The organism is Granulimonas faecalis, from assembly GCF_022834715.1.
Lineage (GTDB): Bacteria > Actinomycetota > Coriobacteriia > Coriobacteriales > Atopobiaceae > Granulimonas > Granulimonas faecalis.
Map to the genome: position 1 here is coordinate 129087 of NZ_BQKC01000001.1, position 21194 is coordinate 150280.

Genomic DNA, 21194 nt, shown 5'->3' on the forward strand with positions numbered 1-21194 from the left:
GTCGCACGCATCCCCAGAGAGGAGCAGGAATGGCACGACTGCACGTCATGGAGAGGAGCGAGGCCCAGGCCGTCATGGACGGCCTGCACCGCGCCCTCGAAGGGCGGCTGTCGGTGAGCTCGCTGGCCCCGTGCCCCGTTGAGTTCACCGCCGCCTACATCGCCATGTGCGCGACCCAGAGCTGCGGCAAGTGCACCCCTTGCCGTGTGGGCCTCAACGCGTTGCACGACCTGTTCGACGAGGTGCTCGAGAACCGCGCCACCCCGGCGACCCTCGACCTCATCGAGCGCACCGCGCGCAGCATCTACCTGTCGGCCGACTGTGCCATCGGCTACGAGGCCGGGGCCATGGCCCTCACGGCCGTCCAGGGCTTCGCGGATGACTTCAGGAGCCACGTGGAGAACCACGTCTGCGGCTTCAAGCAGTCTGAGCTCGTGCCCTGCGTTTCCGGCTGCCCGGCCGGCGTGGACATCCCCGGCTACATCAGCCTCGTGGAGGCCGGCCGCTACACCGACGCCGTGCGCCTCATCCGCAAGGACAACCCGCTGCCCCTCGTGTGCGGCTACGTGTGTGAGCATCCCTGCGAGATGTACTGCCGCCGCGGCATGGTGGACGACCCCATGAACATCCGCGGCCTCAAGCGCTTTGCCGTGGACCACATGGAGAGCGACTACCGCCCCTGGACCGCGCCCGCCACCGGCAAGCGCGTGGCCGTGGTGGGCGGCGGCCCCGCTGGTCTCTCGGCGGCCTACTACCTGGCCATCATGGGCCACGACGTCACCATCTTCGAGGCCCGCAAGCACCTGGGCGGCATGCTGCGCTACGGCATCCCCAACTACCGCCTGCCCCACGACCTGCTCGACGGCGAGATTCAGTGGATCCTCGACTGCGGCATCAAGGTGGAGCTCGAGTGCCCCATCGACGACCTGCGCCCCCTGCGCGACGGTTTCGACGCGGTCTACCTGGCCATCGGTGCCCACGGCGACAACCGCTTGGGCCTTCCCGGCGAGGACTCCCCGGGCGTGATCAGCGCCGTGGAGATGCTCCGGGCCGTGGGCGACGGCGAGGCCCCCGACTTCACCGGCAAGCGCGTGGCCGTCATCGGCGGCGGCAACGTGGCCATGGACGTGGCCCGCTCCGCCGTGCGCTGCGGCGCCGAGAAGGTCACCATCGTCTACCGCCGCCGCGTGGCCGACATGACGGCTCAGGACGAGGAGATCGCCGGCGCCCAGGCCGAGGGGTGCGAGCTCCTCGAGCTCAACGCGCCCGTGCGCATCGAGTGCGACGCCTCCGGCCATGTGGCCGGCGTGGTGGTGCAGCCCCAGATCATCGGCGGCCTCAAGCGCGGCCGCCCCGCGCCCCGCGCCGCCGAGGCGTCCGAGGTGCTCGTCCCCTGCGACGTCGTGGCCGTGGCCATCGGCCAGGCCATCCAGAGCGACACCTTCGCCGAGCAGGGCATCCCCTGCAAGTGGGGCCGCATCCAGGCCGCCGAGGACGGCTCCATCGAGGGCTTCCCCGGTGTGTTCGCCGGCGGCGACTGCCAGAGCGGCCCGGCCACGGTCATCCGCGCCGTCAACGCCGGCAAGGTGGCCGCGGGCAACATCGACAACCACCTCGGCTTCAACCACACCGTGGGCTTCGACGTCGAGCTGCCCCACGTGCAGTTCAAGGGCAAGACCAGCTGCGCCCGCTGCGAGATGACCGAGCGCGAGGCGAGCGACCGCATCGGCGACTTCGACCTGGTGGAGCACGGCCTCACGGCCGAGGAGGCCCACCAAGAGGCCGGGCGCTGCCTGCGCTGCGACCACTTCGGCTTCGGCGCGTTCCGCGGAGGGAGGATCGACCAATGGTAGGGACCAAGACCGTGACCGTGACCGTCGACGGCCGTGCGGTGGAGGTGCCCGACGGCTCCACCATCCTCGAGGCCGCCCAGGCCGCCGGCGCCCAAGTGCCCACGCTCTGCTACCTCAAGGACCTCAACGAGATCGGCGCCTGCCGCGTCTGCCTGGTCGAGATCGAGGGCACCGAGCAGCTCGTGGCCTCCTGCAACAACGTGGCCCTCGACGGCATGACCGTGCGCACCAACAGCCCCCGCGTGCGCGCCGCCCGCAAGGCCAACCTGGAGTTCCTGCTCTCCCGCCACGACTCCACCTGCACGAGCTGCGTGCGCTCGGGCAACTGCTCGCTGCAGTCGCTGGCCAACCAGTTCGGCATCTCGGAGCTCCCCTACAGGAAGGAGCTCACCTGCACCCCGTGGAACCAGGACTTCCCGCTCATCCGCGACGCCGACAAGTGCATCCACTGCCTGCGCTGCATCCAGGTGTGCGACAAGGTGCAGAACACGGGTGTGTGGGACCTCACCAACCGCAGCAGCCACACCTGCGTGGGCGTGGCCGGCGGCGCCCCCATCGAGCAGACCGACTGCACTCTCTGCGGCCAGTGCGTGACCCACTGCCCCACGGGCGCCCTGCGCGAGCGCGACGACACCGAGCGCGTCTTCGATGCCATCGCCGACCCCGACACCACCGTGGTGGTGCAGGTGGCCCCGGCCGTGCGCGCGGCCTGGGGCGAGTCGCTCGGCCTCTCCCACGGGGAGGCCACCATCGAGCGGATGGCCGCCGCGCTGCGCGAGGTCGGCGTCGACTACGTCTTCGACACCAGTTGGAGCGCCGACCTCACCATCATGGAGGAGGGCAGCGAGCTCCTCGCCAAGGTGGCCGAGGCGCTTGAGCTAGGGCCGGACCACCCGGACGCCCCGCGCTTCCCCATGTTCACGAGCTGCTGCCCCGGCTGGGTGCGCTACGCCAAGGCCCACCACCCGGAGCTCGTGGACCAGCTGTCCACGGCCAAGTCGCCGGGGCAGATGTTCGGTGCCGTCACCAAGAGCTGGTTTGCCGAGAACGCCGGGCTCGACCCCCACAGGATCTTCTCCGTGGAGGTCATGCCGTGCCTGGCCAAGAAGGCCGAGGTGGCCTACGGGCCCATGAACGACGCCTGTGGCGACCCCGACGTGGATGTCTCGCTCACCACCCGCGAGATGGACCGCATGTTCCGGGCGGCATGCATCGATGTGGCGTCGCTGCCCGAGGGCGAGCTCGACCAGCCCCTGGGTACCTTCACCGGTGCCGGCGTGATCTTCGGCGCCACCGGCGGCGTCATGGAGGCTGCCCTGCGCACGGCCCATGCCCTCACCACGGGCGAGGAGGCCGACGCCGACGCCTTCTCGGACGTCCGCGGCATGGACGGCTGGAAGGAGGCTGTGTTCGACATGGGCGGCATGCCCCTGTCGGTGGCCGTGGTGAGCGGCCTGTCCAACGCCGAGCGGCTCATCGAGGCCGTGGAGGCGGGCGAGGCGAGCTACCACTTTGTGGAGGTCATGGCCTGCCCCGGCGGCTGCGCAGGCGGCGGCGGACAGCCCATCCATGACGGCTGCGAGCTGGCCGACGAGCGCGGCGACGTGCTCTGGGGCCTGGACCGTGCCATGCCCCTGCGGAAGTCCCACGAGAACCCGCAGGTGCAGGCCGCCTACCGAGACTACTTCGGCGAGCCTCTGAGCCACCGCTCCCACGAGCTGCTCCACACCGACCACCACGCGTGGAAGATGCCCAACGAGGTGTAGGCCTCGTAGGCACAGGCGCGACGACCGAGCGGCGGCCCCCGCACCCGGTGCGGGGGCCGCTTCCTGTCTTCCCGCACCCCCCTCCGCACCTGAACACGGTTGAGGACACCCCCTCCGGCACCTGAACGTGTTCGGGGGTGGATTTTGCACACCTGAACACAGGCGAGGGTGATTTCCGGGCCCGTTTCGTGTCCGAAGTCGCCCTCAACCGTGTTCAGGTGCCGTGGATGCCGTGGCTGCCGCGGTTTTCGGGGTCCGGGTGCGCCCTCACCCCTCGAACAATGCGGACGAGATGCCCACCAGCAGCAGCGTCGCCACAAAACAGGCCCCGAGAAGGGCGACCCAGAGAACGGCGGGGTGCCGGGCGGTCGAGAAGCGCCGCTCGCCTCTGAGGAACCACCGGGTGAGAAGGCCCGGCACCAGGCCCATGCACACGCCGATGGAGAGGCACTGGAAGTCCCAGAGCGGCTTGCCCATCCCGGGGTGCGACGGGGTCATGAGGAGGCCGCAGGCCATGAGCGCGCAGAACAGCGCCCCTACCACGGTGGCGGCGGTGGCCAGGCGTCGACGCCAGGCGGGAGGGGCGCCGCCCCCTCGGGGCGTCCCCGCGGGCGAAGGGTGGATCGTCCCCTGCGCCGTAGGCCGACGATCCCGCCCGTCGTGACCTGCGGGAGAGGCCGTCGGGCGTTCGGGCCGGTGCGCCTCGGCGGAGCCCTCGCCGACGGCGCGCTCCAGGTTCCGGGCGAAATCGAGGGCGGTGGCCGGACGGTCGGCGGGGGAGAGGGAGCACGCCCGCTCGATGACCCGGCGTAGGGGTGCGGGCACCACCGCGGGGTCGTCGAGGGCCTCCTCGCAGATGGGCGATGCGGGCGACAGCCCCGTGAGCAGGAAGGCGGCGAGTCTGCCCAGGGCGTACACGTCCGTGCGGGGGTCCGTCTCGGCAAACCCGTACTGCTCGGGGGCCGCGAAGCCCCGCGTGCCCAGCACGACGGTGTCGTGGCGCTTGGTATCGGGGCCCGGGCGCCGGGCGATGCCCGCGTCGATGATGCAGGCGCCGAGGGGCCCCACGACGACGTTCGCGCAGGAGAGGTCCCGGTGGACGATGCCCAGCCTGTGGAGCTCGGCCGCCCCTTGGGCCACTTGGCCGATCAGCGGGACGACGTCCTTGGGGGCGAGGGCGCCCTGGGCCTCCACGACCTGCTCGAGGGTGGGGCCCGGCACGTAGTCCATGAGCACGGAGAGGCCCCAGGGCTCCCGGTCCACCTGCCACACCCTCACCAGGGCCGGGTGGGACGTCCGGGAGAGGGCGTCCCACACCTCCGGGTTGGCCGTCTCCGCGGGGACGAGCTTCTGCACGAACACCCGGTCGGCGCCGTCGCTCACCAGCAGGGTGGCGTCGTGCTCGGAGCGTCGTGCCAGCTCCTTGAGCCGTGTCAGCGGTGGGATGGGTCTCACGATGGGTGTGTCCATGGGGGCCTTCATCGGCAGGGGGCGGTTGCGGGGGCGTGGGCGGTTGGCGTCGGGCGCCTCATCGGGCGGGGGAGAGCGTCCCCATCCCGCGGCGGTAGAGCTCCTCGTCGGTGCGCTGGCAGGAGAGCCCGTGCCGGATGCACCAGATCACGACGGCGTCGCGGGGGTCCTGGGGCGCGAGCCGCCCCTGGTTGGCCAGCGCGAGCAGCCGTTGGGTCTGGGTGAGCGTGCAGCCGAGCGCGCGGGAGAGCAGCAGCGCGTTGTTGCGGGTGATGCGGCGGGTGCCCTGGAACACCTGGTAGCCGAAGGTGGCGTTGAGCCCGGCCTCGCGGATGACCTCAGGCCTCGTGAGCGGCTGGGCTGCCAGGAGGGTGTCGAGGTAGGCGGACAGGGTGGCGGGCGCCTGCTTTCCCGACGCCTTGAGCTCGGCCAGGTACCCGTCCAGCGTGCAGGCCTCCTCCAGACGGGCCATGAGGTTCTCCGTGGTGTGCGCCATGGTCGCTCCAATATCTATGAAACTTAACCATTGAGATGGTATCACATATGGGACATGTGGGGGATTTTGGGGACGGCCATGGGCCCTACCGTCGAGAAACGCCGGTGTCGAGGAGTCTGCCCCCGATGATGCACGGCCATCCCGCCCCGCGTTGACCGTCGTTTTCATGCAGTCATGAGGCCTATGGAACCTACCACCTTTCATCGCTGCGCGCATTAGCCACCAGCTAATGCGTCACCCGGGATACGTTTTTTAGAATGCCGTTTGTCTGAAAACATGCTTAATCAAGGATGCCGTCCGGCCCGGCGGGGCGACCCCGTGCCGCCCCGCCGGGCCCATCGGTAAGGAGCGCATCATGACCCATACAGCGAAGCTCGGCGCCGCGGCCTGCGCCTGCCTGCTCGCCCTCTCCCTGGGGGCCTGCGGAGGCGGCTCGGACACCGGCTCGGGCACCACCGATCCCGGCAACGGTCAGGGGTCCCAGGAACAGCAGGCCCAGCAGGCCGAGCCCGCCGAGGACGCCCCGTACCAGGTCACCATCGACAGCGCCCAGGTCGTGAAGACGTACGACGGCGGCGACGCCGTCTGCATCACCTTCACCTTCACGAACAACTCCGACGAGGCCGAGGCCTTCGGCACCGCCACCCGCGTCACCGTCTACCAGGACGGCGTGGAGCAGGAGATCGCCATGCCCGCGGAAAGCCCCGCGAACTACGGCAACTCCATGAGCAAGGTGAAGGCGGGGTCGTCCATCACCGTCGACGGCGTCTACGAGCTGGCCAACACCACCTCCCCCGTGGAGGTGGAGGTCGCCGAGCTCTTCAACCTCGACGGGACCGTCCTCGCCGAGAAGACCTTCGACCTCTCCTAGGGCACCGTCCGAGCCCGTGGGCCGTGCGGCCCCGTGGGTCGTCCGACCTGCGGGGCCGCCATCCGTCCCGGCGCCCCGTTTTCACCCCTGTGAAAAGGGCGGCCACCGCCCGACACCCCGGCCGCCACCTTGGTAGCTTTTAAGAAACAGACCGAGGAGGGCCCATGGACTTCAACACCGAGTGCATCCACGCCGGGTACCAGGCCGGTAACGGGCAGCCGCGCACGCTGCCCATCGCGCTGAGCACCACCTACCCCTACGACTCCTGCGAGCAGGTGGCGCGGCTCTTCGACCTCTCGGAGGAGGGCTTCTTCTACTCGCGCATCGCCAATCCCACGTGCGACGCCGTGGAGCGCAAGATCGCCGCCCTCGAGGGCGGCGTCGGGGCCCTGCTCACGAGCTCGGGCCAGGCCGCCAACCTCATCGCCGTGCTCAACGTGGCCTCGGCCGGCGACTCCATCGTGGCGTCGAGCGCCATCTACGGCGGCACGGTGAACCTCTTCTCGGTCACGCTCAAGCGCTTTGGCATCGAGACCCGCTACGTGGGGCCCCGCGCCACCGAGGACGAGATCCTCTCCGCCGTGGACGAAACCACCAAGGCGGTCTTCGGCGAGACCGTGGCCAACCCGGCCCTCGACGTGCTCGACATCGAGACCTTCGCCGCGGCCGCCCATCGGGCCGGCCTGCCCCTGATCGTGGACAACACCTTCCCCACGCCGGTGCTCTGTCGGCCCATGGACTGGGGTGCCGATATCGTCACCCACTCCACCACCAAGTACATCGACGGCCATGCCATGACCGTGGGCGGCGTCGTCGTGGACTCCGGGCGGTTCGACTGGGAGGTCTCCGGCCGCTTCCCGGGCCTCACCGAGCCCGACGAGAGCTACCACGGCACCGTCTACACCCGCGACTTCGGCGACTCGGCCTACATCGTGAAGGCCCGCGTGCAGCTCATGCGCGACCTCGGCTGCTACCCGCCGGCCACCAACGCGTTCATCCTCAACGAGACCCTGGAGACCCTGCCCCTGCGCATGGCCCAGCACGGGTCCAACGCCCTGACCGTGGCCCGCTGGCTCGAGGGCCGTCCCGAGGTTGAGTCGGTGAGCTTCCCGGGGCTGGAGTCGAGCCCCGACCACGACCTCGCCGGAAAGTACCTGCCGAACGGCTGCTGCGGGGTCATCTCGTTCGTGCTCTCCGGCGGCCGCGAGCGTGCCGCGGCGCTGCTCGACGCCCTGGAGATGGTGCGCATCGAGGTGCACGTGGCCGACTCCCAGACCTGCGCCCTGCACCCGGCGAGCTCCACCCACCGCCAGCTCACCGACGACCAGCTCGCCGCCGCGGGCGTGGGGCCGGGCCTCGTGCGCCTGTCCTGCGGCCTAGAGAGCCCCGAGGCCATCATCGCCGACCTGGAACAGGCCCTGGCCGCCATCGCCTGACGCCCCCTGTCCCACCACCCGGACACTTTTGTCCCAATGGTCGGACACTTCTGTCCCATCATCAATCACGTAATAGGATAAGTGACAGATGGGCCAGGCACCTTTGTCACGCCAGGCGCATATGGAAAGGCCCGCCGGCGGCCGGTGCCGTCGGCGGGCCTGGAGGCGGTGATGCGACGCCGCCCGGTGGCTCCTTGCCGTATGGGTGCTAGCCCTGCCGGGTGACGTTCTCCTCGGCCACGTAGACGAAGCCCGGGGTGCCCTCGGCGGGCAGGGAGTTGTAGGCCACCATCTCGGCGATCTCGGCGGGCGTGGCGCTCTTGGGCTCGGTCTCGAGCAGGTACTCGGTGCTGGCGCGGCGCTCCATGGCCTCGCGGAAGTCCTTGGTCCCCACGAAGACCTCCTGCTTGTAGGGGTTCACGCCGAGCTTCTTGGCGCGGTAGAGGATGTAGGCGAGGGCCGCGACGTTGGCGACGAGGGCCACGATCGAGACGACGAGGTTCACGTTGGGGTTGTTCACGGAGTCGGCCGCGAAGACGGAGTCGTTGGCGAACATCGGCACCATCTGGCAGAACATACACCAGATGGAGAGGGTGAAGGCGCGGTTCTGGATCCAGCCGCCCTTGTTCCACCACAGGCCGGCGATGGTCGGGGCAAACAGCAGGGCCACGCCGCAGTACCAGGAGTGGGTGGGCAGGTTGTTGTAGGTGTAGCAGAAGTTCCACAGGTCGTAGGCGATGATGAACACCCACGTCATGTCGGGCCACAGCATGTCCTGGCGCTTCTTGGAGATGTAGATGCCAAACCAGCCGGTCATGCAGAAGATGTTGATGAGGCCGGCGATGCCGTTGAAGACGTTGTGCCAGCCGCCGTAGAGGGTCACGCCCTCGGTGGAGACCCACGTGGTGCCGAAGGCGCGGAAGGCGCTCTCGAAGTCGCTCACCACGGCGATCAGGATGTTGATGGCCACGATGATGAAGGGGAACGCCTTGAACCAGTGGGAGCGGCCGATCTTGCCCCAGCCGTACTTGAGCATCATGAAGCCGATGCACCCCGCCGTGGCCGCATAGACCTTGGCGTAGTGGAACCAGCTGTTCATGTCGGTGTGCGTGGGGTTGTTGAGCGCCCACTCGGCGCCCATGGCCGCGCCGATCTCGACGGCCAGGCAGTAGACCGTCATGACGCCGCACACACCGAAGAACATGACGATGCCGCCGGTCTTGCTCCTCCGGGCGAACTCGTTGAGGCCGATGAGGGCCCCCAGGACCATGAACAGCCCCAGCCATTGGTAGAGCGCGTTCGGCCCGTACACGGAAAACAACATTCGCTTCCTCCCTTAATCGTGGGACCTGTCTATATGGAGCGTCTGCGCGACGATGTCGGCCGCCATCTCGTCGTCGACGGACGGGTTGTTGCGCAGGAGCCCGATGACACCGGTGATGAGCATGTAGAGGGTCTCGTAGAGGTGGTCGATCTCTATGGTGTGGAGGCTCCCGTAGTCCTTCACGGTGGTGTCTATGAGGTAGTGGGCGGTGTGGTCGACCACCCGGTGGATGAAACCAAGGTAGAGCGAGGTGTTCTCGGTGGAGTTGAGGTCGGACCTGAACGAGTCCCTCTCGAGGATGGCGTTTCGCACGAGGCGCACCACCGATAGGAGGGCCTCGTCCACGTCGCCCTTCCGGCGCCGCTCGTTCCAGTAGGAGAGGGCCTCCACGTAGTCGCCCACGTAGTCGTCGAGCACCGCGGAGGTAACGGCGTCCTTGTCGCTGAAGTAATGGTAGAAAAGCGACCGTGTGACGCCAACGCGGTCGGTGATGTCCTGGATGGAGGTGCGGGCCAGCCCCTTCTCCTGGTAGAGGTCGCGGGCGGCACAGAGGAGTTCCTCCCGTCGCCGGTCGCGCCCCCTATCCTTTTGCCGGCCCATGGACTCCCCTTTCAAATCGACATCAGCCTAGGACTCGGTTTGACGCGCTGTCAATATACAGATTTGGCAATTCGTCAACGGTCCTCCGGCGGGGTCCCCCACAAGAAACGCCCCCGGGTGCGCTGGGCGTCCGGGGGCGTCTGGTGGGGCTGGATGCCGTCGGGAGGGCTAGTCCTCGACGATCTCGGTGATGGCACCGGTGGGGCAGGCCTCCATGCACTGGCCGCAGGCGATGCAGTTGTCCTCGTTGGCCACGACGGCGCACTCGTCGCCGAGCTCGAGGGTGTCGGTGGGGCAGGTGTCGACGCACACGCCGCAGCAGATGCACTCGTCGGCATCGATAACAGGATGGGCCATGGTTCTCTCCGATCGTCGGGGTAGTCGGCCCGCGGCGCGCGCGGGCCCCGTGTGAAGTGAATATAGCAAGAATGGCGGGCTTTGCAAGAATAGGTTCTGGACTTTTCCGCATCGTGTCCACCGCCAAAAAGTTAGCCAAAGTTGCAGGTACATGGTTTATATACCACCTGTCTACAGGTATTTGCTCCCCACACAACGCGTTCACGGTTGCCGGTCCCCTGTTAGCGGCTTCCACCAGCGGTGATAAGGCTCCATGAGGCCATCTGCGCATGCTCCGGCACTCTGAGTTGTGGAGAACCAGAAAATATATGTTGCCCAGACTTAGATTATGTGTAGTATGTTCCGCAAAGGATATAAGCCTCACCAGTGTAATGCCGGCATCGACGGCCCCCTCGGCCGCCACAGGGCCCTGCACCACGAGGCAGGCATGAAAGGAAGGCCAGTTATGGCAAACAAGATTCTGGGCATCGACCTCGGCACCACCAACTCCGCCATGGCGGTCCTGGAGGGCGGCGAGCCCACCATCATCGTGAACGCCGAGGGCGACCGCACCACCCCGTCCGTGGTGTCGTTCCAGCCCGACGGCGAGCGTCTCGTGGGCAAGGCGGCCAAGAACCGCGCCGTCACCAACCCGCAGAACACCGTCTTCTCCGTCAAGCGCTTCATGGGCCGCAAGTTCGACGAGGTCCAGAGCGAGATCAAGACCGTCCCCTACACCGTGAAGCCGGGCAAGGACGGCCGCGTGGTCATCGACATCGAGGGCACCGACTACACCCCCGAGCAGATTAGCGCCATGACCCTCGCCAAGATGAAGGCCGACGCCGAGAAGTACCTCGGCGAGACCATCACCGAGGCCGTCATCACCGTCCCCGCCTACTTCAACGACGCCCAGCGCCAGGCCACCAAGGACGCCGGCAAGATCGCCGGCCTCGAGGTCAAGCGCATCGTCAACGAGCCCACCGCGGCCGCCCTCGCCTACGGCCTCGAGAAGGCCGATGGCGACCAGAAGATCCTGGTCTTCGACCTGGGCGGCGGCACCTTCGACGTCTCCCTGCTCGAGCTCGCCGACGGTGTGACCGAGGTCCTCGCCACCAACGGCGACAACCACCTGGGCGGCGACGACTGGGACCAGCGCATCATCGACTGGGCCGCCGACAAGTTCCAGAAGGAGGAGGGCGTCGACCTTCGCAAGGACCCCATGGCCCTGCAGCGCCTGAAGGAGGCCGCCGAGAACGCCAAGAAGGAGCTCTCCAGCGCCCAGCAGGCCACCATCAACCTGCCCTTCATCACCTCGGTCGACAACGCGCCCAAGCACCTCGACTACACGCTCACCCGCGCCGAGTTCGAGCGCCTCACCCGTGACCTGCTCGACCGCTGCAAGGAGCCTGTGACCAAGGCCCTCAAGGACGCCGGCCTCAACATCTCCGACATCGACGAGGTCATCCTCGTGGGCGGCTCCACCCGCATGCCCGCCGTGCAGGAGCTCGTGCAGAAGATCACCGGCAAGAAGCCGAACATGTCCGTGAACCCCGACGAGGTCGTGGCCGACGGCGCCGCCGTCCAGGGCGGCGTGCTCACCGGCGACGTCGACGGCATCCTGCTGCTGGACGTCACCCCGCTGTCCCTCGGCGTCGAGACCATGGGCGGCGTCATGACCAAGATGATCGACCGCAACACCACGATCCCGACCTCCAAGACCGAGATCTACTCCACGGCCGCCGACAACCAGACCTCCGTCGAGATCAACGTGCTCCAGGGCGAGCGCGAGTTCGCCGCCGACAACAAGAGCCTCGGCCGCTTCCAGCTCACCGGCATCCCGGCCGCCCGCCGCGGCACCCCGAAGATCGAGGTCACCTTCGATATCGACGCCAACGGCATCGTGAAGGTCTCCGCCAAGGACCTCGGCACCGGCAAGGAGCAGCAGATCACCATCTCCGGCTCCACCGCCCTGTCCGACGAGGAAGTCGACCGCATGGTCAAGGACGCCGAGGCCAACGCCGAGGAGGACAAGCAGCGCAAGGCCGACATCGAGGTCCGCAACCAGGTCGACAGCCTGGCCTACTCCACCGAGGAGACCCTGAAGGACCTCGGCGACAAGGTGCCCGCCGACATGAAGTCCGAGGCCGACGCCGCCGTCGAGGAGGCCAAGAAGGCCCTCGAGGGTCAGGACATCGACGCCATCAAGGCCGCCGGCGACAAGCTCCAGGAGGTCGGCCACAAGCTGGCCGAGGTCGTCTACTCCAGCGCCCAGGACGGCGCCGCCCAGGACGCCGGCTCCTCCGACGACGACGTGGTCGACGCCGATTACGAGGTCGTCGACGACGAGGACGAGAAGTAAGAGGCCCTGACACGCCGCACGACCCGTCCCGGGGCCCCGTGCCCCGGGACGTCCCTTTGGAGGAGGCGACAACCGTGGATCAGAACGAGGAGCTCGACCCCGAGATGGTCGAGGCTGCCATCCGTGCTGGCGAGCAGGCCGCCAAGGACGACCTCGCCAAGGACGCCGACAAGATGCGCGCCGAGCGCGACGAGCTGCAGAGGCAGCTGGCCGACGCCCAAGACGAGGTCCAGAAGGCCCAGACCGAGGCGGCCGACGCCGCGGCCCGCGTGGCCCGTCTGCAAGCCGACTGGGACAACTACCGCAAGCGCACGGCCGCGGAGCGCGTGGCCGAGCGCGCCCGCGCCACCGAGAAGCTCGTGGAGAGCCTGCTCCCGGCCATCGACGACCTCGAGCGCGCCGTGGAGCACGCCCAGGGCATCGACGACGCCCAGGTGAAGGAGCTGGGCGCCGGCATCGCCAACGTCCACGCCAAGATCGTGGGCGTCCTCGAGCGCGAGGGCGTCGAGGTCATCGACCGCCCCGGCGAGGCCTTCGACCCCTTGCGTGAGCAGGCCGTGGGCCAGGTGCAGGACGCCGAGGCCTACGACGACTCCGTGGCCCAGGTGCTGCGGCGCGGGTACGCCATGGGCGGCAAGGTGATCCGACCGGCCATGGTCTCCGTGACCGTGGGCGGCCCCAAGCGCCCGGCCCCCGCCGACGACGGCGGGGAAACCGCCTAGGACCCGCTTGACGCGCGGGTCGCCACGGCACCCGCACGGCCATCGGGGGTACATGCCCCGGTGACGGAACAACCCGAACCAAGCGCGCCCGGGCCGAGCATCGTCCCGGGCGCGCTTTCGCGAGAACCCAAAGAAAGGGGGTGCGAACTCGATGCCTAAGAAGAACTTCTACGACGTGCTGGGCGTCTCCCGCGACGCGTCGGCCGACGAGATCAAGAAATCCTTCCGCAAGCTGGCTCAGAAGCACCATCCCGACGCCGGTGGAGACGAGCAGAAGTTCAAGGAGATCTCCGAGGCGTACGAGACGCTCTCCGACCCCGAGAAGCGCAAGGAGTACGACCAGGTCCTGATGTTCGGGGGCATCCCCGGCGCCGACTTCGGCGGCGACGGCGGCCGCGGCCGAGCCTACACCTACACGGACGGCGGCTTCGACTTCTCCGACATCTTCAGCGGCTTCGGCGGCGGCGCCGCCTCAGCCCAGGACGACGGCGGCTTTGGCGGCTTCGACTTCTCGTCGATCTTCGGCGGGGGCAACCCCGGGAACCGCGTCCAAAAGGGCGGGGACCTTACCATGTCCATCGACGTGACCTTCGAGGAGGCCCTCACGGGCGCCCAGCGCAAGGTCACCTACCGCATCCCGTCCACGGGCGAGGAGCAGAGCCTCACGGTCAAGATTCCGGCCGGCGCCGTCAACGGTGGCAAGCTGCGCTATCGCAAGCGCGGCGAGTTCGGGCGCAACGGTGGCGAGCGCGGCGACCTCGTGATCACCACTCGCGTGGCCGAGCACCCCGTCTTCAAGCGCGACGGCGCCGACGTCCGTATGGACCTGCCCATCTCCATCTACGAGGCCGCCCTCGGCGCCACGGTGGAGATCCCCACCCCCGAGGGCAAGACCGTGCGTCTCAAGGTGCCCAAGGCCACCCAGGACGGCAAGGTCTTCCGCTTCAAGGACCTGGGCGCGCCCAACGTCAAGAAGAAGGGCGCCAAGGGCGCCCTGTACGTGACGGTGAAGGTGGAGGTGCCCACGCGCCTCTCCAAGGAGGAGCGTGGCGCGCTCGAGGAGGCCCAGGCCGCCGACCACCACGACTACCGCCGCGACATAGAGAAGCTCGTCAAGGACGCGGCCAAGGAGTCCAAGTCCAAGTAACGGCCTCCGGGCAGGCCTCGAATCTCTGGAGGAGGCAACGATGAAAGAACCGCAGGGCCCCAAGGCCAACCGCACCAAGCCCCTCTACATGATCTCGGTGGCCGCCGAGCTCACCGGCATGCACCCGCAGACCCTCAGGGTCTACGAGCAGAAGGGCCTCGTCAGCCCCGGCCGCTCCCGGGGCAACACCAGGCTGTACAGCCAGGCGGACATCGACCGGCTGCACCTCATCGGCAGGCTCACCGACGAGGGCATCAACCTGGCCGGCGTGGTGCGCATCCTCGAGATGCGTGAGCGCGCCGAGGCCCGGGACGACGAGATCGACCAGCTGCGGGCGCGCGTCCGCGAGCTGGAGGACCAGGTCAGCGAGTTCCGCACCCAGGTCCGCATAACCGCCCTCGCCCCCTACGACGGCAAAGGGCCCGAGCAGGTCCTCCGTGGATTTCTTCGGGGCGACGTGGGTGACTGATTCAAAAGACCCGGGTTCGGGGGCAGAAGCCCCCACAGAACCCCATCGATACGTGTAATGGGAGGTATCGCATGAACGTCAACAAGCTCGCCGTCACCGCGGCCGAGGCCCTCCAGACGGCCCTCGGCATCGCGACCGACGTCGACGCAAGCGCCTGCGAGCCGGTGCACCTGCTCAAGGCGCTCCTGGCCTCAGGCGAGCGCAACCTCGACTCCATCATCGAGAAGATCGGCGCCAACCCCCGCTCCCTCGAGCACCAGGCCGACGACGCCATCGCCAAGGAGCCCAAGGTCTCCGGCTCGGGCCTGTCGCAGATGGGGCTCTCGCGCGGCCTCGTGAAGGTCTTCGACGAGGCCGAGAAGCTCGCCGCCAAGATGGGCGACTCCTACGTGACCACCGAGCACCTTCTCGTGGCCCTCTGCGAGGACAAGGGTGCCGCCGGCTCCATCCTCAACGGTGCCGGCCTCACCGCCAAGCGCGTCCAGGCCGCCTACGAGGAGCTCCGCGGCGACGAGCACGTCACGAGCGCCGACGCCAAGCCGGAGTTCGAGGCCCTCGAGCGCTACGGCCGCAACGTCACCGAGCTCGCCCGCATGGGCAAGCTCGACCCGGTGATCGGCCGTGTGGAGGAGATCCGCCGCACCGTCCAGGTGCTCTCGCGCCGCACCAAGAACAACCCCGTCCTCATCGGCGAGCCCGGCGTGGGCAAGACAGCCATCGTCGAGGGCCTGGCCGAGCGCATCGTGGCCGGCGACGTGCCCTCCACCCTCAAGGACAAGGACATCGTCGAGCTCGACATGAGCGCCCTCGTCGCCGGCGCCAAGTACCGCGGCGAGTTCGAGGAGCGCCTCAAGAGCGTGGTCAAGGAGGTGCAGAAGTCCGACGGCCAGGTGATCCTGTTCATCGACGAGCTGCACACCATCGTGGGCGCCGGGGCCACCGAGGGTTCCATGGACGCCGGCAACATCCTCAAGCCGGCCCTCGCCCGTGGCGAGCTGCGCGCCATCGGCGCCACCACCCTCGACGAGTACCGCAAGTACATCGAGAAGGACGCCGCCCTGGCCCGCCGCTTCCAGACCGTGCTCGTCTCCGAGCCCACGGTGGAGGACACCATCTCCATCCTCCGCGGCCTCAAGGAGAAGTACGAGATGCATCACGGCGTGCGCATCACGGACGCCGCCCTCGTCTCGGCCGCCGACCTCTCCAACCGCTACATCTCCGACCGCTTTCTGCCCGACAAGGCCATCGACCTCGTCGACGAGGCGGCCAGCCGCCTGCGCATGGAGCTCGACTCCATGCCGGCCGAGATCGACGCCCTCGACCGCCAGATGACCCAGATGCAGATCGAGGAGCAGGCCCTCATGAAGGAGGAGGACGCCGCCTCTAAGGACCGCCTGGAGCAGCTGCGCCGCGAGATGGCCGGCATGCGCGAGAAGCTGGACGGCGTGAAGGCCGCCTGGCAGAACGAGAAGGGCGCCATCGACCGCGTACAGGACCTCAAGCGCCAGATCGACGAGGCCCACAGCGAGGAGGAGCGCGCCACGCGCTCCGGCGACCTCGCCCGCGCCTCCGAGTTGCGTTACGCCACCATCCCCGAGCTCCAGCGCCAGTACGACGAGGCCGAGAAGCTCCTCGAGGACAAGACCGACGACGGCATGCTCAAGGAGGAGGTCACCACCGGCGAGATCGCCGACGTGGTCTCCAGCTGGACCGGCGTGCCCGTGACCAAGATGATGCAGGGCGAGATGGACAAGCTGCAGAACCTCGAGGAGGAGCTGCACCGCCGCGTCATCGGTCAGGACGACGCCGTCAAGGCCGTGGCCGCCGCCGTGCGTCGTAGCCGTGCCGGCCTGTCCGACCCCGACCGCCCCATCGGCAGCTTCTTCTTCCTCGGGCCCACCGGCGTGGGCAAGACCGAGCTCGCCAAGGCCCTCGCCGAGTACCTCTTCGACGATGAGCACGCCTTGGTGCGTATCGACATGTCCGAGTACATGGAGAAGTTCAGCGTCCAGCGCCTCATCGGCGCCCCTCCGGGATACGTGGGATACGACGAGGGCGGCCAGCTCACCGAGGCCGTCCGCAGGCGCCCCTACTCGGTCATCCTGCTCGACGAGATGGAGAAGGCCAACCCCGACGTCTTCAACATCCTGCTCCAGGTGCTCGACGACGGCCGCCTCACCGACGGCCAGGGCCGTGTGGTGAGCTTCAAGAACACGATCATCATCATGACGAGCAACGTGGGCTCCCAGTACATCGCGAGCGCCAACGCCATCGCCCACCCGGAGGAGGTCACCGAGCAGGTGAACGAGGCCCTGCGCGCCACGTTCAAGCCCGAGTTCCTCAACCGCATCGACGACGTCGTGGTCTTCCACGCCCTCATGCTCGACGACATCGAGAAGATCGTGGACATCCAGCTCGCCGACGTGCGCGACCGCCTGGCCAACCAGCGCATCAAGCTGCGCCTGACCCCGGCCGCCGTCCAGGCCCTGGCCCTCGAGGGCCTCGACCCGGTCTTCGGCGCCCGCCCGCTCAAGCGCCTCATCCAGCGCCAGGTCGTGGACAACGTGGCCACGCTCGTCATCAACGGCCGCGTGCGCGAGGGCGACACCGTGTGTGTGGACGTGGACGAGGCCAACGGCTTCCACGCCAGGCTCGACGACGCCACGCCCGAGGAGGCGGAGGCCGACGTCGAGGAGGCCGTGGAGCCCGACGACGTGCACATCCAGGAGTAGCTCCCTGGTCGCATCGAATTGCCGAGGAGGGGTCCGTGCCCGGTGGCGCGGGCCCCTCCTCCTTCCTAGTCCAACGCCCTTTGCTCCTCAGTAAGGCTGGTCAAGATGCGCGTGCCTTCCAGCCTGCATCCTGGAGACGTTTCAAAAAGCTCGTTGGAAAGTGGCGTCAGTCTGTCGAGGACGTTGGGCGATTGGAGGACGGCCACGCCCTCCTCAAAACGGTCGGCTCGTTCTAACGCTATTTGTTTGCCATCGGTGAGAAACGCCAAGGCTTGGGTGTGTCGCGACTCCCACGTCAGTGTTTCGTGGTCGTAGTATTTGACGATGTCGGTCACCGCAACGATGTCGTTTATGGGCTTGCCGATGGTCATCCGCACATCGAAGGCGCCATCGAGGTCGTTTGCCTCGTCGGCGGTCAGGTCGAATGCAAACAGTCGGCTGACCTCCTCACGAGAGCCTAAGTAGTCGATGGTCTCGAGCTCGGTAACGATAAGCCAACGCTCTGCTCCGATTTGGACCTCGGTGCCACGGTAGGAGATGGGGTTGTAGAGGAGCCTGTCATGGCAGCATGCTACGAGCTGCTGTCCGATAAGGCCCTTGAGCTGATTCAGGGTCTTCTGGGGGATAGTCTGGTCGATGATAGTGGTCGTTGGCACGGTCATCTCGCCTCCCTGCGGATTACAAAGTGGATTTTCTGACTCCGTATTTCCCCTGACCCGGTGGACCTACGTACGTTAATGCTGATGGCGGGTGAACCGTCACTGGTACTTACCTTACGGAAGGTAATGACGGAGCCGTCGACGAGGGTTGTCCGGACCCCGTTGCCCCCGGGGAGTGGTTGTTCAACGCCGCCTGACGATATACGTAAGTAGAAGTCGGTTGCGGTTTCTAGGGGCGCGTCTGAGACGATGTTACGAATCGACGGGTCTCTGCTCAGGCCCTGAACACCAAACAGTCCGTTGTTGATCGGATAAAGGCGCAGCATGCCGTCGACGTTGTTTAGAAGGCCGCTGGTTGGAAAGGTGTTTCCAGTGTTGTCCTCTCCCATTGCTGCTCACCCCTTGGCCCGGTGCTCGGTTGTCCAGTCGGGGTAATAAACAAACTTTGTCCTATCTTGTAGTCCTTCAAAAATGCGACCAGGACGAGCGCCATATACAAGCACGGTTGACGGAGAGACAGTCTCTATCATCTTTGTGAGGCCAGTCAGGAAGAAATCTTGCTGTTTATGGGACTTGCATACTCCGTATGTGCCAACGGCGACTATTCCGCCGTGAACCAAGCCGTCAAAGCAATAGCTAAAGCTTGCTTCATCCGACCAGCGGACAGTGGGAATCACAGGGATGTTGTGTCTTTGGCATTGGAAGCCAACCGCCCTGCTGTAAAAGACCGAGCAGGCGTTTAGGCAGTTGACGCTGGGTCTCTCCAGACTGAAGTCAGGGGTCAGGATTCCATCGAAAGAGGAGAGGATGGGTATCGCCGATGCAAGGTTGTCGACGATGCCGTTAAATAAACTGTCCTTGATGAAAAAGTGGACATAGCCGTGAGACCTGCCATTTCGAAGCTCCGCTGCTGCTCGATCGAAGGGGACAAGTCGCGAGGGGATGTCGGGGGCTGGGCACTCCATCATCTGGGGAATCCCCATTGGCCCGACGAGCCGGGCATTGTCTGCAAGCTCTGAATGCATGCCGCTTCCTGCCGCGATGCGACTGCGCTTGCGCATGCCCTTTGAAGCGTTTTGTTTCGAGGAGCCCTTTGTCGCGGGCTTCGCTTCGAACAGAGATGGTTGAAACATTGTTTAGCCTCCCATCTTCACACTGATTGGAAGACGAGGCCCTGCGAAGCAGTTGACCGACAGGTGGCGTCGACCGTACACTGCTGATGTGATTGGGGTCTTGGGCCTCGTTGGGCTCGTTCCTGTTGGCGCAGGGGCGAGCCGTTTTTGTCTGGGCGGTCATGTCATAGGTAGTCCCTCCTTTCCTGGGTCCACGGTACCTCTTTAGATGGTGCTGTGCAATATAAATCGATATTTCCGATTTACTGACTACAAATAAAGAGAGTCGACATGTAAAATATGTCTATCCGAAACAGCTCTTCGCAGAGGATGAGGGACTATGCTCCTGACGATGAAGATCAAGAATTGGAAGACGTTCAAAAACGAAGTCACCTTCTCCATGGAGGCGTCAAGAGAGAGAAAGCACTCCAATCAGGTGGCGCGGCTGTCTTCCATGTATGGGAAGAGGAGAGTGCTTCCTGCGGCGGCCATTTTTGGATATAACGCCGCAGGTAAGACCTCGCTTCTTGAGGCGCTTAGCTTTTTAAAGAATCTTGTGGTTATTGGCACTCAGGTCAATCAGGCAATTCCGGTGAGGAGTTACCAGCTCGATCAAGAGTGTTCTCACGCTCCTACTTTTATTGAATTAAGAATCGTTAAGGAAGGCCATATATATCGATATGCAGTGTCCCTGACGCGGGGGTATGTTGAGAAGGAGCAGCTCTTTCTGGAGCGTACGCGAAGTGAGGAGCTGATTTTTAGCAGATTGGGCGACAGGGTCGAGTTTGGAAAAATGTACGACACCGAAAGGCATCGTTTCATTGCGGAAAGTACAAGGAGAAATCAACTCTTTCTACATAACGCTGTGGAGCAAAATGCCGAGTCGTTTCGGCCTGCCTTTGATTGGTTCGCCGCTGTATTGAGGATCGAGGGCGTAGAGGACCATGGCGCTCCGTACACCAGCGTGTTGGTGAGAGACGACTTTCGTCAGTTTATCAATGAGAAGCTGAGAGACTACGGGACCGGAGCAGAGGAGTTGAGCCTCGATCATGTTCCAAAAGAGGCCATCGGGGTTCCGGTCGAGTTTCTCGATTCTGCTCTTGCAGCTGTTCCGCCAGGGGAAGAGGGGTCCATTCAAATACGGGTCGACAAGGGGGATGCAAAGGGGCCTGAAATTTATATAATTATGGTTCGTGACTCTTTCGCTGATTACTATAAGGCCACATTGCGTCACCGGTGCTCTGACGGAGAAGGAATACGATTCGAGATGGGAGAGGAATCGACCGGCACTCAAAGGCTCGTCGAGCTACTTCCGATTTTTTTCGACTTGTGCGCCAAAGGAACGCCGGAACACAGTCACGAGCTTGTGTGGCTTATTGACGAGCTGGGACGGAGCTTTCACACGTCAATGACCTTAGGTTTGGTGCGCGAATACCTGGATTCGTGCAACAGCAACACGAGGCACCAGCTCATCTTTACGACCCACGACCTTCTGCTCATGAGCGATGACTCCATGCGCAGGGATGAACTTTGGGTGTGCAGCAAGGACCCTACGGAAGGGTCGGAGGTTGTTTGCATCGGGAAGCATCCACGGACAAGAACAGACTCGGATATCCTCAAGCTATATATGGAAGAGGTATATCGATAGTAATTCGACTATATACGTCAATCGTCGCGAGGAGGGGCCCGTGCCTGGTGGCGCGGGCCCCTCCTCGCATGCTGCGGGGCGCCCCGGAACGGGAATGAAGGGGTGGAGGCCCTCGGGCGGTCCCGTGCCGGGCTACCGTGAGAGGGCCGTTAGCGGGATAATTGCCCCGGATTCTTCAACGCGTGTGCCGCACG

General features: G+C 65.9%; 17 protein-coding genes. 10 read left to right on the plus strand and 7 right to left on the minus strand.

The features are described 5' to 3' along the window. Positions 1 to 29 precede the first annotated feature (29 nt). Together OR600_RS00605 and OR600_RS00610 are read left to right on the plus strand one after the other, a co-directional pair. Positions 30 to 1853: an NAD(P)-binding protein gene (locus OR600_RS00605; RefSeq protein WP_265590447.1), complete on the plus strand. Its 1824-nt coding sequence runs from the start codon at positions 30 to 32 to the stop codon at positions 1851 to 1853. Then, a complete protein-coding gene (locus tag OR600_RS00610; RefSeq protein WP_135977972.1) occupies positions 1847 to 3619 on the plus strand; it encodes a [FeFe] hydrogenase, group A in 1773 nt (590 codons plus the stop codon). The genes OR600_RS00605 and OR600_RS00610 overlap by 7 nt, the downstream gene beginning before the upstream one ends. Positions 3620 to 3886: 267 nt before the next feature. On the opposite strand, the gene OR600_RS00620 is transcribed toward OR600_RS00610, so the two are convergent. Next, positions 3887 to 5089 (minus strand): serine/threonine-protein kinase, encoded by a 1203-nt coding sequence (locus tag OR600_RS00620; RefSeq protein ID WP_168354024.1) that lies wholly within the window; start codon positions 5087 to 5089, stop codon positions 3887 to 3889. A 58-nt stretch (positions 5090 to 5147) separates the two neighbouring features. Next, complete coding sequence (locus OR600_RS00625) at positions 5148 to 5585, minus strand: XRE family transcriptional regulator (protein WP_135977974.1); 438 nt, start codon at positions 5583 to 5585, stop codon at positions 5148 to 5150. A 355-nt stretch (positions 5586 to 5940) separates the two neighbouring features. Between OR600_RS00625 and OR600_RS00630 the strand changes: the two genes are divergently transcribed. Both OR600_RS00630 and OR600_RS00635 read left to right on the plus strand, forming a co-directional pair. Further along, positions 5941 to 6456: a DUF5067 domain-containing protein gene (locus OR600_RS00630; protein ID WP_204407529.1), complete on the plus strand. Its 516-nt coding sequence runs from the start codon at positions 5941 to 5943 to the stop codon at positions 6454 to 6456. A gap of 164 nt (positions 6457 to 6620) precedes the next feature. Further along, the gene (locus OR600_RS00635) at positions 6621 to 7892 is read left to right on the plus strand and encodes an O-acetylhomoserine aminocarboxypropyltransferase/cysteine synthase family protein (RefSeq protein WP_265590448.1); all 1272 of its coding nucleotides are present in this window, start codon (positions 6621 to 6623) and stop codon (positions 7890 to 7892) included. Positions 7893 to 8100: 208 nt separating this feature from the next. Here the strand turns inward: OR600_RS00635 and OR600_RS00640 are convergent, their stop codons facing one another. From OR600_RS00640 to OR600_RS00650, 3 genes are all read right to left on the minus strand, one after another. Continuing rightward, complete coding sequence (locus OR600_RS00640) at positions 8101 to 9216, minus strand: DUF5692 family protein (RefSeq protein WP_251164220.1); 1116 nt, start codon at positions 9214 to 9216, stop codon at positions 8101 to 8103. A gap of 12 nt (positions 9217 to 9228) precedes the next feature. Next, positions 9229 to 9816, minus strand: coding sequence for a TetR/AcrR family transcriptional regulator (locus OR600_RS00645; RefSeq protein ID WP_135977977.1), 588 nt, complete (start codon positions 9814 to 9816; stop codon positions 9229 to 9231). 168 nt (positions 9817 to 9984) lie between these two features. Continuing rightward, positions 9985 to 10173, minus strand: coding sequence for an ATP-binding protein (locus OR600_RS00650; protein WP_135977978.1), 189 nt, complete (start codon positions 10171 to 10173; stop codon positions 9985 to 9987). Between the two features lie 427 nt (positions 10174 to 10600). Here OR600_RS00650 and dnaK point away from each other — a divergent pair, with 427 nt between their 5' ends. The 5 genes from dnaK (at position 10601) to clpB (ending at position 17581) form a co-directional block, all read left to right on the plus strand. Beyond that, a complete protein-coding gene (gene dnaK, locus OR600_RS00655) occupies positions 10601 to 12511 on the plus strand; it encodes a molecular chaperone DnaK (protein ID WP_265590449.1) in 1911 nt (636 codons plus the stop codon). A 74-nt stretch (positions 12512 to 12585) separates the two neighbouring features. Next, positions 12586 to 13233: a nucleotide exchange factor GrpE gene (locus tag OR600_RS00660; protein ID WP_251164221.1), complete on the plus strand. Its 648-nt coding sequence runs from the start codon at positions 12586 to 12588 to the stop codon at positions 13231 to 13233. Between the two features lie 151 nt (positions 13234 to 13384). After that, the gene (locus OR600_RS00665) at positions 13385 to 14380 is read left to right on the plus strand and encodes a DnaJ C-terminal domain-containing protein (RefSeq protein ID WP_135977980.1); all 996 of its coding nucleotides are present in this window, start codon (positions 13385 to 13387) and stop codon (positions 14378 to 14380) included. A gap of 40 nt (positions 14381 to 14420) precedes the next feature. Beyond that, on the plus strand, positions 14421 to 14849 hold the full coding sequence (locus OR600_RS00670; protein WP_135977981.1) for a heat shock protein transcriptional repressor HspR: 429 nt from the start codon (positions 14421 to 14423) through the stop codon (positions 14847 to 14849). Positions 14850 to 14920: 71 nt separating this feature from the next. After that, positions 14921 to 17581 carry an ATP-dependent chaperone ClpB gene (gene clpB, locus OR600_RS00675; protein WP_135977982.1) on the plus strand — a complete coding sequence of 887 codons (2661 nt, stop codon included), beginning with the start codon at positions 14921 to 14923 and terminating at the stop codon, positions 17579 to 17581. A gap of 65 nt (positions 17582 to 17646) precedes the next feature. Here the strand turns inward: clpB and OR600_RS00680 are convergent, their stop codons facing one another. Continuing rightward, entirely contained in the window at positions 17647 to 18243 is a 597-nt protein-coding gene (locus OR600_RS00680; RefSeq protein ID WP_135977983.1) for a hypothetical protein, read from the minus strand. 392 nt (positions 18244 to 18635) lie between these two features. Continuing rightward, complete coding sequence (locus OR600_RS00685) at positions 18636 to 19265, minus strand: DUF4417 domain-containing protein (protein WP_168354025.1); 630 nt, start codon at positions 19263 to 19265, stop codon at positions 18636 to 18638. A gap of 439 nt (positions 19266 to 19704) precedes the next feature. Here OR600_RS00685 and OR600_RS00690 point away from each other — a divergent pair, with 439 nt between their 5' ends. Next, positions 19705 to 21000, plus strand: a complete 1296-nt coding sequence (locus OR600_RS00690) for an AAA family ATPase (protein ID WP_251164223.1) — start codon at positions 19705 to 19707, stop codon at positions 20998 to 21000. Positions 21001 to 21194 lie beyond the last annotated feature (194 nt).

Excerpts from the sequence above, each read along its gene's own strand:
- OR600_RS00605 (WP_265590447.1), top strand. The coding sequence starts at position 30 with ATGGCACGACTGCACGTCATGGAGAGGAGCGAGGCCCAGGCCGTCATG.
- OR600_RS00610 (WP_135977972.1), top strand. The coding sequence starts at position 1,847 with ATGGTAGGGACCAAGACCGTGACCGTGACCGTCGACGGCCGTGCGGTG.
- OR600_RS00620 (WP_168354024.1), bottom strand. The coding sequence starts at position 5,089 with ATGGACACACCCATCGTGAGACCCATCCCACCGCTGACACGGCTCAAG.
- OR600_RS00625 (WP_135977974.1), bottom strand. The coding sequence starts at position 5,585 with ATGGCGCACACCACGGAGAACCTCATGGCCCGTCTGGAGGAGGCCTGC.
- OR600_RS00630 (WP_204407529.1), top strand. The coding sequence starts at position 5,941 with ATGACCCATACAGCGAAGCTCGGCGCCGCGGCCTGCGCCTGCCTGCTC.
- OR600_RS00635 (WP_265590448.1), top strand. The coding sequence starts at position 6,621 with ATGGACTTCAACACCGAGTGCATCCACGCCGGGTACCAGGCCGGTAAC.
- OR600_RS00640 (WP_251164220.1), bottom strand. The coding sequence starts at position 9,216 with ATGTTGTTTTCCGTGTACGGGCCGAACGCGCTCTACCAATGGCTGGGG.
- OR600_RS00645 (WP_135977977.1), bottom strand. The coding sequence starts at position 9,816 with ATGGGCCGGCAAAAGGATAGGGGGCGCGACCGGCGACGGGAGGAACTC.
- OR600_RS00650 (WP_135977978.1), bottom strand. The coding sequence starts at position 10,173 with ATGGCCCATCCTGTTATCGATGCCGACGAGTGCATCTGCTGCGGCGTG.
- dnaK (WP_265590449.1), top strand. The coding sequence starts at position 10,601 with ATGAAAGGAAGGCCAGTTATGGCAAACAAGATTCTGGGCATCGACCTC.
- OR600_RS00665 (WP_135977980.1), top strand. The coding sequence starts at position 13,385 with ATGCCTAAGAAGAACTTCTACGACGTGCTGGGCGTCTCCCGCGACGCG.
- OR600_RS00670 (WP_135977981.1), top strand. The coding sequence starts at position 14,421 with ATGAAAGAACCGCAGGGCCCCAAGGCCAACCGCACCAAGCCCCTCTAC.
- clpB (WP_135977982.1), top strand. The coding sequence starts at position 14,921 with ATGAACGTCAACAAGCTCGCCGTCACCGCGGCCGAGGCCCTCCAGACG.
- OR600_RS00680 (WP_135977983.1), bottom strand. The coding sequence starts at position 18,243 with ATGACCGTGCCAACGACCACTATCATCGACCAGACTATCCCCCAGAAG.
- OR600_RS00685 (WP_168354025.1), bottom strand. The coding sequence starts at position 19,265 with ATGCATTCAGAGCTTGCAGACAATGCCCGGCTCGTCGGGCCAATGGGG.
- OR600_RS00690 (WP_251164223.1), top strand. The coding sequence starts at position 19,705 with ATGAAGATCAAGAATTGGAAGACGTTCAAAAACGAAGTCACCTTCTCC.